General features: G+C 73.7%; 9 protein-coding genes. 2 read left to right on the forward strand and 7 right to left on the reverse strand.

Annotated features, from left to right (window positions below; all coding sequences use genetic code 11):
• Window positions 1-515: 515 nt before the first annotated feature.
• Together WME89_RS50655 and WME89_RS50660 are read right to left on the reverse strand one after the other, a co-directional pair.
• Window positions 516-4,673: a serine/threonine-protein kinase gene (locus tag WME89_RS50655; protein WP_438006688.1), complete on the reverse strand. Its 4,158-nt coding sequence runs from the start codon at window positions 4,671-4,673 to the stop codon at window positions 516-518.
• A gap of 94 nt (window positions 4,674-4,767) precedes the next feature.
• The gene (locus WME89_RS50660; RefSeq protein ID WP_438006689.1) at window positions 4,768-5,496 is read right to left on the reverse strand and encodes a hypothetical protein; all 729 of its coding nucleotides are present in this window, start codon (window positions 5,494-5,496) and stop codon (window positions 4,768-4,770) included.
• Between the two features lie 222 nt (window positions 5,497-5,718).
• Here WME89_RS50660 and WME89_RS50665 point away from each other — a divergent pair, with 222 nt between their 5' ends.
• Window positions 5,719-8,142, forward strand: coding sequence for an acylase (locus WME89_RS50665; protein ID WP_438006690.1), 2,424 nt, complete (start codon window positions 5,719-5,721; stop codon window positions 8,140-8,142).
• 57 nt (window positions 8,143-8,199) lie between these two features.
• Here WME89_RS50665 and WME89_RS50670 read toward each other — a convergent pair whose 3' ends face one another.
• The 4 genes from WME89_RS50670 to WME89_RS50685 all read right to left on the reverse strand — a co-directional run bounded on the left by WME89_RS50670 (window position 8,200) and on the right by WME89_RS50685 (window position 12,352).
• Complete coding sequence (locus WME89_RS50670) at window positions 8,200-8,553, reverse strand: response regulator (RefSeq protein ID WP_437306247.1); 354 nt, start codon at window positions 8,551-8,553, stop codon at window positions 8,200-8,202.
• Complete coding sequence (locus WME89_RS50675) at window positions 8,525-9,826, reverse strand: sensor histidine kinase (RefSeq protein ID WP_438006691.1); 1,302 nt, start codon at window positions 9,824-9,826, stop codon at window positions 8,525-8,527. Before WME89_RS50675 ends, WME89_RS50670 begins: the two co-directional genes overlap by 29 nt.
• Before the next feature lie 295 nt (window positions 9,827-10,121).
• The gene (locus WME89_RS50680; RefSeq protein WP_438006692.1) at window positions 10,122-11,429 is read right to left on the reverse strand and encodes a hypothetical protein; all 1,308 of its coding nucleotides are present in this window, start codon (window positions 11,427-11,429) and stop codon (window positions 10,122-10,124) included.
• A gap of 182 nt (window positions 11,430-11,611) precedes the next feature.
• Entirely contained in the window at window positions 11,612-12,352 is a 741-nt protein-coding gene (locus WME89_RS50685) for an OBAP family protein (protein ID WP_437667704.1), read from the reverse strand.
• 862 nt (window positions 12,353-13,214) lie between these two features.
• On the opposite strand from WME89_RS50685, the gene WME89_RS50690 reads away from it, so the two are divergent.
• Window positions 13,215-15,416, forward strand: a complete 2,202-nt coding sequence (locus tag WME89_RS50690) for a glycoside hydrolase family 3 protein (RefSeq protein ID WP_438006693.1) — start codon at window positions 13,215-13,217, stop codon at window positions 15,414-15,416.
• Between the two features lie 57 nt (window positions 15,417-15,473).
• Here the strand turns inward: WME89_RS50690 and WME89_RS50695 are convergent, their stop codons facing one another.
• Window positions 15,474-16,451, reverse strand: a complete 978-nt coding sequence (locus tag WME89_RS50695; protein WP_438006694.1) for an NADPH:quinone oxidoreductase family protein — start codon at window positions 16,449-16,451, stop codon at window positions 15,474-15,476.
• Window positions 16,452-16,470 lie beyond the last annotated feature (19 nt).

Consider the following 16,470-nt stretch of genomic DNA (forward strand, 5'->3'; position numbering starts at 1 on the left):
TATTTTTTTGGAGCGGCAGAGGGGACGGAAGGCCGCTGGGCAGCGGGTAGGGCGGCGGAGGAGGGTGCGACAGGTCACCGAGTGGGCGGAACGGCGGAGAATGACCGCGGGGATGGTTCGTGCGGGATCGCGCACATGGCACGACGGCGGCGCCGGTCGCGCCAGGGGAGCGCAGGCGGAGCATTCTGGAACGAGCAGTCCAGAACGCGACGTTCAAAAGGGGTCTTGCGACACGTCCCCCTGGGCGCCTCGTGAGAGGAGCCCTCATGGGGAGCGCAGGCGGAGCATTCTGGAACGAGCAGTCCAGAATGCGACGTTCAAAAGAGGCCTTGCGACACGCCCCCCCGTACGCCTCATAATGGGACCTCAGGGGAGCGCAGAGGGGCCTGGCCAGACGGTCTGCCGAGCGCTGTCATCTACTCGACTTCAGGCAAACCGCTTTCAGGTCATCCGCCGCTTGCGCGCAAGCGGCCCGTCCGCCAGGACGCCCCAGATCCCTTCACGCCGACCTGACCTCACGCCGCATCCCACGCCCGCCGCAGCGCCGCCGTCCGCGCGTGCTCCGGGACCCGCTCCAGGAAGCTCGCCCGCCACGCCGGATCCGCGATCTTCCCCGCCCGCTCCGCGAGCCGCGCCTCCGCCTCCGCGAGCGACGCCCGCGCCGCCTCCCGGTCGCCGGTCGCCCAGAGCGCCTCCGCGTGGACGGCGCGCACCAGCACCTCGCCCTCTTCCAACTGCCCGATCTCCTTCAGGATCTCCGCCGCCCGGCCCGCCTCCGCGAGCGCCTCGGCCCGCCGCCCGGCGGCGAGCAGCGCGTCGGCCAGCGTCGCGAGCGCGTACGGCAACAGCGGCTTCGCGACCTCCAGCATCTCCACCGCGCGGCGCGCCTCCGCCTCGGCCCCCGCGACGTCGCCCGCCGACAGGAGGATGCCGGCCAGGTACGCGCGCGACGCCCCCTCCATCCGCGACTCCCGCATCGCCGCGAACGACCGCACCGCGTCGGCCTGCACCGCGCGCGCCTCCGCGAGATCGCCGAGGCGCGCCAGCGCCACCCCGAGGTTCTGCCGCGCCGAGGCCGCTATATTGCGCAGACCCATCCGCTCGGCGTCCAGCAGCGCCGGCCGCAGCAGCGCCGCCGCCTCGCCGTACGCGCCGAGCTCGTTGCACGCGAAGCCCGCGTTCGCGCGCTGCCCGCACGCGCCCCGCACATCCCCGGACCTGTCGAAGCACGCGATCGCCTCCTCCAGCCGCGCCCGGTGCCGGTTGAGATCCCCCTCCACGAACAGCGCCGCCGCCGCCAGGCTCCACGCGATCGTGCCGGCGATCTGCGGATCCCCGGCGAACCGGTCCGCCACCGGCTCCACCCGCGCCATCAGCGCCGCCGCGTCGGCGTACCGGCCCGTCAGGAACAGCAGCGCCGCCGCCCACGCCACCGCCGCCACCTGCGGCGGCTCGGGCGCGTCGTCGGACCAGCGCGCGAGCAGCGCCGCCAGCAGCGCCGGCACCCGCTCCGCGCGGTTCAGCTTCAGCGCGGCCGTCGTCGCCACCTTCAGCGCCGCGTACCAGCCAGGGCTGCCCTCGCGCAGCAGCGCCTGCGCCTCCGTCGCCCAGAGCTCCGCGTCCTCGAGCTCGCCGCGGAACCGGTGCGCCTCGGCCCGCAGGAGCGACACCACCCCGAGCAGCTCGCCGGCCGCGCCGCAGCGGATCGCGCGGTCCGCCGAGCGGACCACCCCGCCGAGATCGTTGCCCGCGAGCGCCTGCTCCGCCGCCCTCACGTAGCAGTCTGCCGCCCGGCCGCGCTCCCCGCCCCGCTCGAAGTGCTCCGCCAGCACCGCCGCGTCGTGCTCGCCCGCGGCCTCGAGCCAGCCGCCCGAGAGCCGGTGGCCGAGCGCGCGGTCCTCGTCGGTCAGCATGTCGTAGGCGGCCTCGCGCACCAGCGCGTGGCGGAAGGCGTACTCGTCCTCGTCCTTCAGGCTCGACTCGGGGCGGCGCGCGATCCACTCGCGCGCCGCGAGGCCCGACAGCCACGCGTCGAGCGCGGGGGCGCGGCCCTCGCCGCCGAGCAGCGCCTGGACCGCGCCCCGCCAGAACACCTGGCCGAGCACCGACGCCGCGCGCAGCACCCGCCGCTCCTCGGGCGCGAGCCCCTCGAGCCGCGACTGCACCATCGCGAGCACCGTGTCGGGCAGGTGGTCGCCGCGCCCCTCGGCCACGGCGCGCACGAGCTCCTCCAGGAAGAAAGCGTTCCCCGCGGCGCGCGCCACGACGCGCGCGACCGTGGCGTCGTCCGCCGCGGCGCCGAGCACCTCGCGCACGAGCCGCTCGCACGGCCGCTGCGGCAGCGCGCCGAGGCGCATCGTCGTGGCCTCGGCGTCGGCCCAGAGCCGCGGGAAGAGCTCGTCGACCTCGGGCCGGGCGAAGCCCACGACGAAGAGCGGTCGGCCCGGGAGCAGCCGGAGCGCCGCGCCGACGTACTCCAGCGACGGCTGATCGCCCCAGTGCAGGTCCTCGAGCAGCAGCACCACCGGCTGCGACCGGCACTCGGCATCGAGGAAGTCGACGAACGCGCGGCGCAGCTGGTCGCCCATCAGCACCGGATCGCGGCGCGCGGCGCGGAGCTGCACGCTCTCCTCGTCCGGGAACGGCGTCCCCACCATCGCCCCGAGGAACTCGGCCACGCGGGCGCGCTCCCCCTCGGCCACGCGCCGCGCCACGCGGTCCTTGAGCTTCTGCCGCCGCGCCTCGATCGGCTCGCCGTCCTGCATCCTCGCGCACCTCCGGACGACCTGCCCGAGCAGCCCGAACGGCGCGCCCGCCCGCATCGGCTCGCCGCGGCCGAGCCAGATCTCGGCCGGAGCGCCGCCGTGCTCCGCGCGCTCCACGCGGTCCTCGAGCTCCTTGCGCAGCCGCGACTTCCCGACGCCCGCGCCCCCGGTCACGAGGACGGCGCGGGCGACCGGCTGGTCGACGCACTCGACGAAGAGGTCCTCGAGCGCGCGCAGCTCGCGATCCCGCCCCACGAAGGGCGTCCGCTTGCCGAGCAGGGTGCGCGCCGCCTCGGGCGCGGCCCGCTCGGCCCGGAGCAGCCCCCCGTCCACCGCGCGGTCGATCTCGAAGCGGCCCTCGAGCAGCCCCGCCGTCAGCGCGTCGACGCGGATCGCCGGGGCCGCCCCGCCCGCCGCGCGGGCGCGCCGCGCTTCCTCGATGAGCAGGGCGGCGCGGTCGATCGCCTCGCCGGCGGGCGAGCGCCCGCGCACCCGGCCGCGCCCCGTCGCGAGCGCGATCGGCGCCCCCGGCAGGAGCGCCCGCATCGCGAGCGCGCAACGGGCGGCCTGGCCGGCGTGGTCCGTCGCGGTCCCGCCGGTGGACGAGGACCGCTGGCCCTCCTGCGCGCCCAGGCCCGCGCTCCGGGGCGCGCCCAGGAACGTCGCCATCCACGTCCCGTCGGCGAGGCGATCGAGCTCCCCGCCGTGATCGGCCACGAGGGCGCCCAGCGCGACCTCCTTGCCGTCCGGCGCCGGGGCCGTCGGTGTCTCCGCGACGAGCGTCCACGTCGACGGATCCACTACGGGCTGGCGAGGCCCGGGCGGCTCCCGGGTCTCCGCGACCCCGCGCGGCGCGGCCGCTGCCGTGACCGGCGCGGCTGCCGTGACCGGCGCCGCGGCGCTCGCCGCGCCCACCGCTTCGCCGGGCGCCGCTGCTCCGGCGTCCCCCGCGCCGCCCGCGCCGCCCGCCCCCTCTTCGCCGCCCTCGCTGCCGGCGAGCAGCACCGACAGGAACCGCTGCTCGCCCGCTGTCAGCGCCGGCCTCGCGTGGCTCTCGGGCGCCCTGAGCGCGGCTTGCTCCGGGGTGAGCGGGCCCAGCGCCTCGAGCTCGGCGAGGAGCGCCGCGCCGTCCGCGGGCCGCCTCGCGGGCTCCCGGCGCAGCATGCGCTCGACGAGGGCGTCGATGTCGTCCGGCACGTCGGGCCGCTCGTCGCGCACCCGCGGGGGCGACGCGAGCAGCAGCTTCGCCAGCACCGCCATCGGGTTGCCCCCCGCGTAGGCCGGCTGGCCCGTGAGGCACTCGAAGAGCACGCACCCGAGGGCGAACACGTCGGCGCGCGCGTCGAGGTCGGCGCTCCCGCGCGCCTGCTCCGGGGCCATGTAGCCGAGCGTGCCCACCGCGGAGTTCGTGCGCGTGACGACCGCGGTGACGCTCTGCGGCCGCGCGACGCCGAAGTCGATGAGCCTCGCCAGCTCGACGCGCCCGTCGCAGAGGAAGATGTTGCTCGGCTTGATGTCGCGGTGGACGACGCCGAGCGCGTGCACCGCCGCGAGCGCGCCGGCCATGCGCTGGACCAGCGTGAGGCTCTCGGCGACGGTGAGCTCGGCGCGCGCGAGGCGGGCGGCGAGGTCCTCGCCGTCGAGCCACTCCATCACGAGGTACGGCCGCGAGGCCCCGGTGACGCCGTGCGCGATGTACCGGACGACCGCCGGATCCCTGAGCTGGTCGAGGATCCTCGCCTCGCGCGCGAAGCGCGAGAGGTCGGCCTCCTGGCCGTTGAAGAGGATCTTCACCGCCACGGGCGCGCCCGTCTCGAGGTCCACGGCGCGGTAGAGGGCGCCCATGCCGCCCGCTCCCGTCTGGCGCTCGAGCTCGAAGCGGCCCGCGATCCGCTGCCCCGGCGTCATCGCCTGCGCGTATCACGGCGCCTTTTGCGCGCGAAGGTCCTCGGCGCGGCGCGCGACCCGCGATCGCGGGCGAGGCGCCCGGCCCGCGCGCCCGTCATCCGTGGGTGGCGGAGCGCTCGTGCCGCCTCGACACGGCCGCGATGGCGACGGCGATCAGCGCGGCGAGCAGGAAGCCCCCGCCGAACGCGAGGCCGACGATCCAGGGCTTGATCGCCCGCCCCAGGCCGTCCGCGAAGCCCGACGCGGCCGCGCGGCTAGCCCGCTCGATCGCCGCGCTCGAGCACCCCGGATCGCCGTCCGGGCAGCCGGCGAGCTGCTCCACGAGCTGCGCCGTCCCCTCGCGCGCCACCGCCCTCGCCGCCGCGCCCGAGCCCTGCTCGACCAAGGTGACGAGCGCCTGGTCGTGCTGGAGGGCGCCCTGCACCACGGCGCTGCTCACCGCCTCGCTCGTCTGCGCGATGATCGGCTCGAGCGTCCCCGCCTGCCGCCCGATCTCCGCCGCGCCCGCCCGGACCGCGTCGTGGACGAGCGCGCCCACGAGCGGGCGCTCGCGCTGCGGCGCGCCCCCGGCCGCCCCCTCGCCCGATCCCCCGGCCGGCCCCTCGCCCGATCCCCCGGCCGGCGCGACGAGCCCGCGCGCGCCTCGGTCGAGCGCCTCGAGGGTGCCGCTGGCCGCCTCCTTCGCCGCCTCGCGGACGCACCCCGGCGCGAGCAGCAGGGCGGCGAGCGCCATCGCGGCGGCCGCGCGCGCGAGGCGCGCCGCCTGGTCCGCGGCCCGCGGGCCGGTGGAGAGCGAGCATTGCACAGCGTCGACGGCTTCCATCAACCGTGCCCGCCGCGCGCCGGGCCGCGCTCGCTCCGGCGCACCGCACGTGGCCTCGGAGCCCGCGCGCGCCGCGGTCGAGCGCCCGATCTCGCCCGATCCGACGGGGCGGCTCGATCACGAGGGCACGCCGGTATCCGCTGGTCCATTTCTTCACATCGTCCCGTCTCCCTGTGGGCTATCTCTCCCGGCGCAGATCCTGAACCCGAGGAGAATTCTTGTATGTACGGTAGAATCATCGCTGGGCTGAGCTGCCTCGGCCTCCTGGCCGCGTGCAGCGAGGAGTCCGGCGTGCGGCCGGTTCCCGTCGAGCAGGGGGACTATCAGGCCACCATCCGCTGGACGAGCCACGGCGTGCCGCACATCCTCGCCGAGGACCTCGGCAGCATCGGGTTCGGCCTCGCCTACGCCGGCGCGCGCGACTTCGTCTGCACGCTCGCCGACCAGATCGTGAAGGTGCGGAGCGAGCGCGCGAAGACGTTCGGCCCCGGTGAGGACGACGCCAACGTCGACAGCGATTTCAGCTACCTGGCGCTCGGCGTGACCGAGCGCGGCGAGCGCCTGCTGGAGCGCGTGTCCCCCGAAGCGCGGGCGCTCATCGACGGGTACGCCGCGGGCTACAACCGGTACCTCGAGGAGACCGGCGCAGACGGCCTGCCCGCCCCCTGCGCCGGCGCGGCGTGGGTCAAGCCGATCAGCCCCGCGGACCTCGCCGCGTACTACCTCCACGTGAACATGTTCTCCGGCAGCCTGCAGCTGCTCGACTACCTCAGCCGCGCCGCGCCGCCGGCGCCGGGCGAGAGGGTCCGCGTGCGCGCGCTCGACCTGCCGGACTTCACCCGCCTCGGGCTCGGCAGCAACGCCTGGGCGATCGGCCGCGAGCGCTCCGAGGGCGGCCGGGGGATGCTCGTCGCGAACCCGCACTTCCCCTGGGAGGGAGAGCTCAGGTTCCACGAGGCCCACCTCACGATCCCCGGCCAGCTCGACGTGTACGGGGTCGCCCTGACGGGGCTGCCGGTCATCAACATCGGCTTCAACGAGCACGTCGCGTGGACGCATACCGTCTCCCCGGCCAATCACTTCACCGTCTACCGGCTCACGCTCGATCCGGACGACCCGACGACCTACATCCACGAGGGCAAGCCCCGGGCGATGGAGCGCCGCGAGCACACCATCGATGTCCTGTCCGACGACGGCTCGGTCGCGCAGGTGTCGCGGGTGATGTACCGGAGCCACCACGGCCCGATGCTCGGGGCCTCGGTGCTCGGCTGGTCCACGGAGCAGGCGTTCGCCCTGCGGGACGCCAACGAGGACAACTCGACCGTCCTCGACCAGTGGCTCGGGATGGACCGCGCGAAGAGCCTCGACGAGCTCCGGCGCCTGCACGAGGAGCTCCGCGGGATCCCCTTCGTCTTCACGACCTCCGTCAGCGCCGACGGCGAGGCGTTGCTGATGGACGGCTCGCGCGTGCCGCACCTCAGCGACGCGACGGTGAGCGCCTACAAGAGCGCGCTCCAGCGGGACGGCCTCACCGGCGTGCTCGCGAGCTCCGGCATCGTGCTGCTCGACGGGAGCAAGGAGCGCGACGAGTGGCCGGAGACGCAGGGCGCCGGCGGGCTCGTGCCGTGGGGCGACGTGCCGTCCCTCGCGCGGACCGACTTCGTGATGAACGCCAACGACACGCCCTGGCTCACGAACCCCGCCGAGCCGCTCACCGGCTACCCGATGCTCTTCGGCACGCCGGGCGCTCCCATCTCGGCGCGCACGCGCATGAACCTCGTCCTGCTCACCGAGGAGGGCGAGGACGCCGCCTCCGGCAAGGACGGCCTCTTCTCGCGCGAGGAGCTCACGGAGGCCATCCTGAGCAACCGGGGGATCACGGCGGAGCGCCTCCTCGCGCAGGTCGTCGAGCGCTGCGACGGCGCGGCCCCGGTGGACGTCGAGGGCGAGGCGGTCGACGTCGCCGACGCGTGCCTCGCGCTCGCGTCGTGGGACGGCCGGATGGACCTGGAGAGCACCGGCGCGCTCGTGTGGCGCGAGCTGCTCGGGCGGTTCTCGAACCGCGACACGATGGACGCGGGCCACCTCTACGCGCAGCCGTTCGACCCCGAGGACCCGCTCGAGACCCCGCGCGGCCTCGTCGAGGCCCCGGCCGAGGGCCTGGACCCGATCCTCGTGGCGCTGGCCCAGGCCACGCTCGCGCTCGCGGAGGCGGGGTTCGACCCGAGCACGCCGCTCGGCGACGCGCAGTTCACGCGCAAGGGCGACGACATCGTGCCCATCCACGGCGGGAGCGGCCGGGAAGGGTTGACCAACATCGTGGGCTTCTCCCCGGGCGGCCGGAACAGCACCCTCTTGCCCCGGCTCGAGGCGGGCGAGTTCATCAACGAGGCGACGGGGCTCACCGCCTCGGGCTACCCGATCAACTTCGGCTCGAGCTTCATCATGGTCGTCGAGCACACGAGCGGCGGGCCCCGCGCCGAGGCGCTGCTCAGCTACTCGCAGTCGACGGACCCCGCGTCGCCCTACTTCGCCGACCAGACCGAGCTGTTCTCGCGCAAGGCGTGGCGGCCCGTGCTGTTCACGCAGGAGGCGATCGACGCCGATCCGGAGCTCGTCGTGAAAGAGGTCAGCGGGCCGCGCTGAGCCGAGCCGGCGACCGCGCCGGGCCGCGCCGGGCCGCTCCCGGCGCGGGCGCCTGCCTCACGCGGCGTCGATCGTCTTCAGGAGCGCGTCGAGCTCGAACGGCTTGCTGATCACCTCGCGCGCGTGCGTCGGCATCGGCTGCTTGATGTTCGACGCGGCGGTCATGATCACGACCGGGATCTCCTCGAGCCCGGGGACCGCGCTGAGCTCGTCGCACACCTTCCAGCCGTTCATCTTCGGCATCATCAGGTCGAGCAGGATCACGCCCGGCCGCGCGCCCTCCGACAGGCGGTCGAGCGCCTCCCGCCCGCTGAAGTAGGGCGTCGCTTCGTACCCGAGCTCGCACAGCGTCTCGGCCAGGGTCGTCGCCAGGTCGACGTCGTCATCGATGATCAGGACAGACTTGCTCATGGGGCAGGGGGAGTTCCACGGTGAAGGTGGAGCCGGCGTCGAGCTCGCTCTGCACGGAGATGCGGCCCCGCATCCTCTCCACGAGCTGGCGCGTCAGCCACAGGCCAAGGCCGAGGCCGCCGTAGTTGCGCACCGAGACGGCGCGCTCGAACTGCTGGAAGATGCGCGCCTGGTCCGCCGCGGCGATCCCGATGCCGTGGTCGCGGACGAGCAGGCGCGCGGCGCTGTCGTCCCGCTCGACGGTGATCTCGACGGGCGCCCCGCGGCCGAACTTCCACGCGTTCGACAGCAGGTTCACCACCACCTGCTCGATGCGGAAGCCGTCGCCCTCGCAGACCACCGGGCCCTCCGCGTGGATCTCGACCTCCGGCGCGACCTCCGCGACGCCGTCGAGGAGCCGGTCCACGACCTCGCGCACCGTCTGGGTGAGGTCGATCGGCGCGCGCTCGATCTCGAGCCGGCCGGAGAGGAGCTGCGTGGCGTCGAGCAGCTGCTCGACCAGCTTGAGGAGCTTCCTGCCCTGCCGCTCCAGGTTGCCCAGCTTGGGCGCGATCTCCCGGATGGGGATCGCCCCCGCCGCGCGCTGGAGCCGCTCCAGCGAGGTGATCTGGAGGAGCAGGGTCGCGATCGGCGTCTTCAGCTCGTGGGACGCCACGGCGAGGAAGTTGTCGCGGGCGCGCAGCGCCTCCTCGACGCGCGCATCGCTCTGGCTGCGCTCGATCGCTATCCCCGCGAGATCGCGGGAGATCTCGATGAGCCCGAGGTCGCGCGAGCTCGGCCCGCGCGGCTCGCGGTAGTAGAAGGCGAACGTGCCCAGGACCTCGCCCTGGCCGTCGAGGATGGGCGCGGAGGTGCACGCCCTGAGGCCGTGCGAGAGCGCGAGGTCGCGCGCGCGCTCCCACAGCGGGTCGCGCTCGATATCCGAGACGATGACGGTCTGCTTGCGGAACACGGCGGTGCCGCACGAGCCGCTCACGGCGCCGATGCGCAGCCCGTCCACGTCGTGGTTGTACGCTTCCGGCAGGCTGGGCGCCGCGGCCCAGCGCAGGTGGGTCCTCGACCCGTCGACGAGGAGGACGGAGCAGCGCGCGTCGTTCGACTGCGACTCCATGAACCGGATGAGCTCGTCGAGCACGCGCGGAAGCGGCTCGCCGGACGCGACCATCCGGAGGATCCGGTTCTGCCCCTGGAGCAGGGGGCCGGCGCCTCGCGCCAGGCGATCGGCCCTGGCGGAGCCGCCTCCCTCGAGCCCCGGCGTCAGGCCGGGGTCCATGGGCCTCAACGCTTGCATACGACCCCCCGGGTGCACTGCGTAGTCGGGTGCTGCGCTGTCGCAAGGGGAAACGCGGCGGAGCAGGCCCGCGCGCTCGCGCGGCGAGCCGTCGGGTCTGTCCGCGCGTCGCGCGTCGCGCACCTCGCGCCGAGCCTTCCGGGCGGGCACGCCGGAGGACCAGGCGCTGGCGCGGGAGATCGAGATCCTGGAGCGGCTCATCCGCGCCTACGAGGACGGCGCGCTCTCGGAGCAGCCGAGGTGAAGTGAGGCGCGGCGGGGGCCGCGCCTGGCCTCGTCAATCGAACTGACCGTCGTCGATCCAGTCGATGAGCTTCTCGAGCTCCGAGGCCGTCAGGCACGCCGCGTTGTCGGCGTCGCGTGACGGGTCGCCGGAGCATCCTTTGCCGCGCGGCATGGAGCCACTGAGGATGCGAATTTTGGCGCACTCGCCCTGCGTCATCGTCACGGGTTGCCCCTCCGCGTCCACGCCGATGCACGGGGTCGAGTTTGCGATGATCTGCGAGGACGCGTAGGTGATCGCGAAGCCGCTGGACGACGCGTCCCCGCGGGTGTGGCACGGCGCGCACTTCGTCAGCAGGAACGGCTCGACTTCAGCCCACCGTGTGGGCTCGTCGTCGCCGCCGCCGTCTCCGCCCTCGCCGGTGCCGCCGCCCCAGCCGCCCGCGCCACCCGCGCCACCCGCGCCACCCGCGCCGACGGTGGTGACGTCGCCGCCCGCGCCGCCCGCGCCGCTCGCGCCACCCGAGCCGACGGTGGTGACGTCGCCACCCGCGCCGCCGGCGCCGACCGCGACGGTGGTGGACTCGCCACCCGCGCCGCCGGCGCCGACCGCGACGGTGGTGGACTCGCCGCCCGCGCCACCCGCGCCGCCGGCGCCGACCGCGACGGCGGTGGACTCGCCACCCGCGCCACCCGCGCCGACAGTGGTGGACTCGCCACCCGCGCCGCCGGCGCCGACCGCGACGGCGGTGGACTCGCCACCCGCGCCACCCGCGCCGACGGTGGTGGACTCGCCACCCGCGCCGCCCGCGCCGACAGCGACGGCCGTCGCGGTGGTGGGATCGCCGCCCGTGCCGCCGACGCCGGTGGTGGCGGTGGTGGTGGGATCGCCGCCCGTGCCGCCGACGCCGGTGGTGGCGGTGGTGGTGGGATCGCCGCCCGTGCCGCCGACGCCGGTGGTGGCGGTGGTGGTGGGATCGCCGCCCGCGCCGCCGACGCCAGTGCCGGCGCCGGTCGCGCCGCCCTCGCCGCCGGCGCCAGTCGCGCCGCCGGCGCCGGTCGCGCCGCCCTCGCCGCCGGTACCTGTCGCGCCGCCCTCGCCGCCCGTGCCAGTCGCGCCGCCCTCGCCACCGGTGCCAGTCGCGCCGCCGGTACCTGTCGCGCCGCCCTCGCCGCCGGTGCCAGTCGCGCCGCCGCTGCCGCCGTCGCCGCCCGTCCCTGTTCCGCTGCTGGTGTTGCCTCCCTCACCGCCTGCGCCGCCTGTGCCTGTTTCGGAGTCGTCGTCGCCGCACGCGGTGAGCGCGAGGAGCAGCGCGCCGGTGGTCATGAAGAGACGGACCGAAGTCCGGGGAATAAAGAGCATGCGCGGAGAATAAGCGGGCGCGACCGCGCCGGTAAATGCCGCCGACAGTGGATGCAAGATTTTACGATTGCCACATCGGCGGATTTCGCTTTCGCTGAATCCCGGCGGCCGCCGCCAGAGCTCGTCCGCCGGCTATCGTTCGGGTAAGCCGCCCGTCGTCGTCAGCCGCGCCCGCAGCGGCGTCACTTCGCCCGGACGCCCTCCGGAGCCCCGGTGGCGTTCGGAAACCTGGACTTGAGATCGTCCACGCCCCGCTGCGGGTTCGCGACCGCGGCGAGATCCGCGCGCTCTTTCCGCTTCTCGGCGGTGCTGATCTCGGCGCGCTTGTCGCGCGCCTCCACGAGGGCGGCCGGCATCTCCCCATCGCGGTTGTACGACCAGGCGAGGAGCGGCTCGCCGACCGGCAGGTTGTGCGCGGCGGGATGTCCCAGGTGACCGGTATCCCAGATGTGCCACGTCTTGCCGTAGCTGTTCATCTTCTTCTTGAGCGCCGCCTTCTCGGCCACCGCCGGGACGCCAGGCAGCGTCAGCTGGCCTGAGAGGATCTCGTAATTGTGCGGGTGCCAGCGCTTCTTCTCTTCCTCGGCCAGGCCCTCGAACATGCCCTCGGAGATGATGTACTCGACCCCGATGATGTTCGCGTCCTTCGTGTTGCCGTCGAAGATCACACACTGCGTGAACTCTTCGTTGATCCCTTTGCAGTAATGGTGGGCTTCCATGTGATGGTCCGGGTTGTCCTTCATCACGTGGAATCCGTCCAGGTAGTGGTCGATCGCCCGCACAGGGCTCAGGTCCTGGAGCGCCTCTGCGCCCTTCTCGAGGATCTTTGTATCGACCTTCTTCTCCTGCCCCGGCGGGGCGCCCTGATTCGAGGGGGGCGCGTCCGCCTGGCCGCATCCCGCGGCGAGCCCGGACGCAAGCATGAGCACGGCAATCGCAAGGTGAGGGCGTCTCGGCATCGTCAGCATCTCCCCCGAAATGGGTCGCGGTGATCTGCGCCTTCCACGCGGTTCACGCGGTCGACGCGTCCACGTGATCTGCAAATCCACGGTTCCGGGCAACGCTTTGCAAATCCACTGCCAGCGGCCGAAAAGCCGCGCGTCCTGTCGGCTCGCGAGGCAGGCCGTGGCCTCCTGCATCGGTTGTGGCGTTATGCCACGGTTGGATTATCGCGCTGCGCCATCAAGTTTGCGTATTGCGGCCCGACTCGGACCATGGTTTATGGGGTGGCGTTCCAGGACGCGCCGTGTCATGCGGCGCGCCACGAGGGCCGCGCCTGGCCCGCGTTCCAGGTCACCCCGCGGCGGCGCGGCGGCGGGTTAACGCAGAGTGCCAGCGCCGGGGGAGAGCGACGACGGCCCCGCGTTCGCGTGAGGGGGGCTTGCGTGCGGGTCCATTCATGGATTAGAACGTTCCCGTTCTTCTTGTGTTGTCTTACACCCATCGCGTGGAGCTCGGTTCTCCGCACGTCCACGCGCCCGCTCGGCTCTCGGCCTTGCTCGGGCGCGCCGCTCGACAGGGCTCTTCCTGCCCGGCCGGGCGCGTGCGCGATCCTGCCTGTGCGAGCTCCCTGCTCGCCGCGAGGGCGGCGACCGGCCTGGAGCAAGGGGTGACCTCCAGGCCTGAGAGTCGGAGGCCTCCCATGGGCCTTCGTGCTCGGTTCTCTCGCGAGCGGGCGGCGCGGGGCTCATCCCGATCGACGCTTTGCTTGACGGTCACGGTTCACCTCAGAGTCCATCCTTCATCCTTCATCCTTCATCTCACTGACGAAAGAGGGGAGCACCCATGCGCCTCACACGGTATTCGACATGGATCATGGCGGCGGCTGTTGTCATCGCGCCGGCCGCCTGCGGGGACGACACCTCCGGTGACTCGACCAGCTCGTCGACGGGGTCGGGCAGCGGCACCGGCGCCGGCAGCGTCAGCGGCAGCGGAAGCGGCAGCGGCAGCGGCAGCGGCACCGGCGGCAGCGGCACCGGCGCCGGCGACAGCACCGGCGGCAGCGGCCAGGGCGGCAGCGGCGCCGGCGGCAGCGGCGCCGGCGACAGCGCGGGCCTCCTGCCCTGCGACGCCGGCTGGCCCGAGGTGCACAGCGCGATCGCGCAGGATCCGGCGATCGAGGCGGCCATCGACGAGCTGCTCGGCCGGATGACCCCCGAGGAGAAGGTCGGCCAGATGGTGCAGGCCGAGATCGGCAGCATCACGCCGGCGGAGGTCAAGCAGTACCACATCGGCTCGGTGCTGAACGGCGGCGGCTCCTGGCCGGGCGCGAAGAAGAACGCGACGGCGGCGGATTGGGTCGCGATGGCCGACTCCTTCTACAACGCGTCGGTGGACACGAGCGGCGGCCGCGCGGGCATCCCGATCATCTGGGGCATCGACGCGGTGCACGGGAACAACAATGTCCGCGGCGCCACGCTCTTCCCGCACAACATCGGCCTGGGCGCCGCGCGCGACCCCGAGCTGCTCGAGCGCATCGGCGCCGCGACGGCCAAGGAGGTCGCGGCCACCGGGATCGACTGGACCTTCGCCCCGACGCTCGCCACCGTGCGCGACGACCGGTGGGGCCGCACCTACGAGGGCTACTCCGAGGATCCGGAGATCGTGAACGCCTACGCCGGCCGGGTCGTGGAGGGCATCCAGGGCGCCGCGAGCAGCGCGGATCTCTTCGGGCCCTCGCGCGTCATCGCGACGGCCAAGCACTTCATCGGCGACGGCGGCACCGACAAGGGCGATGACCAGGGGAACAACCTGTCGACCGACACCGAGCTGTGCGAGATCCACGGCCAGGGCTACATGTCCGCCATCCCCGCGGGCGCGCAGACGGTCATGGCGTCGTACAACCGGGTGCGCGGCGACAAGATGCACGGGAAGGGCGATCTGCTCACCGGCGTGCTGAAGGAGAAGTTCCACTTCGACGGCTTCGTCATCGGCGACTGGAACGGTCACGGGCAGGTGACGGGCTGCACCAACAACTCGTGCGCCGCCTCGATCAACGCCGGTGTGGACATGATCATGGTCCCGACCGACTGGAAGGCGTTCTACACGAACACCCTCGCGCAGGTGAACGGGGGCCAGATCACGAAGGAGCGGGTCGACGACGCCGTGAGGAGGATCCTGCGGGTCAAGATGCGCGCCGGGCTGCTCGGCCCGCACAAGACCAAGGGCGCCCCGTCGACGCGGGAGTTCGCCGGGGAGCAGGCGGTGCTCGGGGCCGCGGAGCACCGGGAGCTCGCGCGCGAGGCGGTGCGGAAGTCGCTCGTGCTGCTCAAGAACGCGGGCGGGGTGCTGCCGCTCGACCCCGCCGCGAAGGTGCTCGTCGCCGGCAAGTCCGCGGACAGCATCCCGAACCAGGCTGGCGGGTGGTCGCGGACGTGGCAGGGCACCGAGAACACGAACGCTGATTTCCCGGGCGCCACGTCCATCTTCGCCGGGATCCAGGCGCTCGTGTCGGGCCGGGGCCAGGCGACCCTGAGCGCGAACGGCGCCGCCGCTGCGTCGGGGAACTTCGACGCGGCGATCGTGGTGATCGGCGAGACGCCCTACGCCGAGATGAAGGGCGATATCCAGCCCGGGACGGACCCCGACGACAGCATCGCGCACGCGAAGACGCTGGAGCACGCGCTCTTCCACCCCGAGGACCTGCAGGTGCTCCAGGCCATCCGCACGGCGAAGCCGGATCTGCCGATCGTGACGGTGTTCGTGTCGGGCCGCCCGCTCTACGTGAACAAGGAGCTGAACGCCTCCGACGCGTTCGTGGCGGCGTGGCTCCCCGGCTCGGAGGGCGGCGGCGTGGCCGACGTGCTGTTCGGCGTGAGCGAGTTCAAGGGCAAGCTCTCGTTCTCGTGGCCCGGGAGCGAGTGCCAGCGCGTCAACCGCAACGATGGCGGCGAGGCGCTGTTCCCCTATGGCTTCGGCCTGACCACGGCGGACCAGGACACGCTCGGCGAGCTGCCCGTGACGTCCACCGGGACCGCCTGCAACTGACCCTCTCCTCCGCGCCGCCGCTGCCGCCCGCAGGTGCCGCGGCGGCGGCGCCCCTCCTCATCGCCCCGTCGTGAGCACCACCTTGCCGGTCGTCGCGCGCGACGCGACCGCCGTCATGGCGGCCCTGGCGTCCGCCATCGGCAGCGCGGCCGAGACGAGCGGCTTGATCGCGCCCTGGCCGTAGAGCGCGTAGAGCTCGTCCTGCGCGCTCCGCGTCAGGGCGGGCTCGGCGCGGCTGTATGTGCCCCAGTAGAAGCCGATCACCGAATAGTTCTTCACGAGCACGTGGTTGGCGCGCGCCGCGGGGAAGTGGCCTGAAGCGAAGCCGATCACCAGGATGCGGCCCTCGAAGGCGATGCACCGCGTGGACCGCTCGAAGACGTCGCCGCCGACGGGATCGAAGACGATATCGGCCCCTCGGCCCGCGGTCCGGTCCTTGACGATGGCGACGAAGTCCTCGCTCCGGTAGTCGATCGCGAGGTCCGCCCCGAGGGCGCGGCAGATCGCGGCCTTCTCCTTGCCGCCGGCGGTGGCGATGACGGTCGCGCCGGCGGCCTTGGCGAGCTGGATCGCCGCGCTGCCGACGCCGCCCGCGCCGGCGTGCACGAGCACCGTGTCGCCCGGCCTGAGGCCGGCGCGCCGGTGCAGCGCGAAATAGCCTGTCTGGTACGTGATGGTCAGCGCCGCGGCGTCCTCGAACGGCATGCCGTCGGGGAGCGTGTACGTCGTGCGCCGGCCCGCGACGACGCGCGTCGCGTACCCGCCCGCGCCGGGGAGCGTCGCGGCCACGCGGACGCCCGGCGGCAGCGACGGCTCGCGGCTCTCGACGACGACGCCGGCCACCTCGAAGCCGGGGGTGAACGGCGGAGTCGGCTTGACCTGATGGGCGCCCGCGGTGAAGAGCACGTCGGGGAAGTTGATCGCCGCGGCGGCGATCTCGATCCGGACCTCCCCCTCGGCGAGCGGGGCGTCATTCACCTCTTCCCAGACCAGGAGCTCGGGGGAGCCGAAGGAGTGTCCGCGCCAGGCGTGCATGGGGGGCGGACCTTAGCAG

The sequence above is a fragment of the Sorangium sp. So ce321 genome (assembly GCF_051530195.1).
In the GTDB taxonomy this organism is placed as follows: domain Bacteria; phylum Myxococcota_A; class Polyangia; order Polyangiales; family Polyangiaceae; genus Sorangium.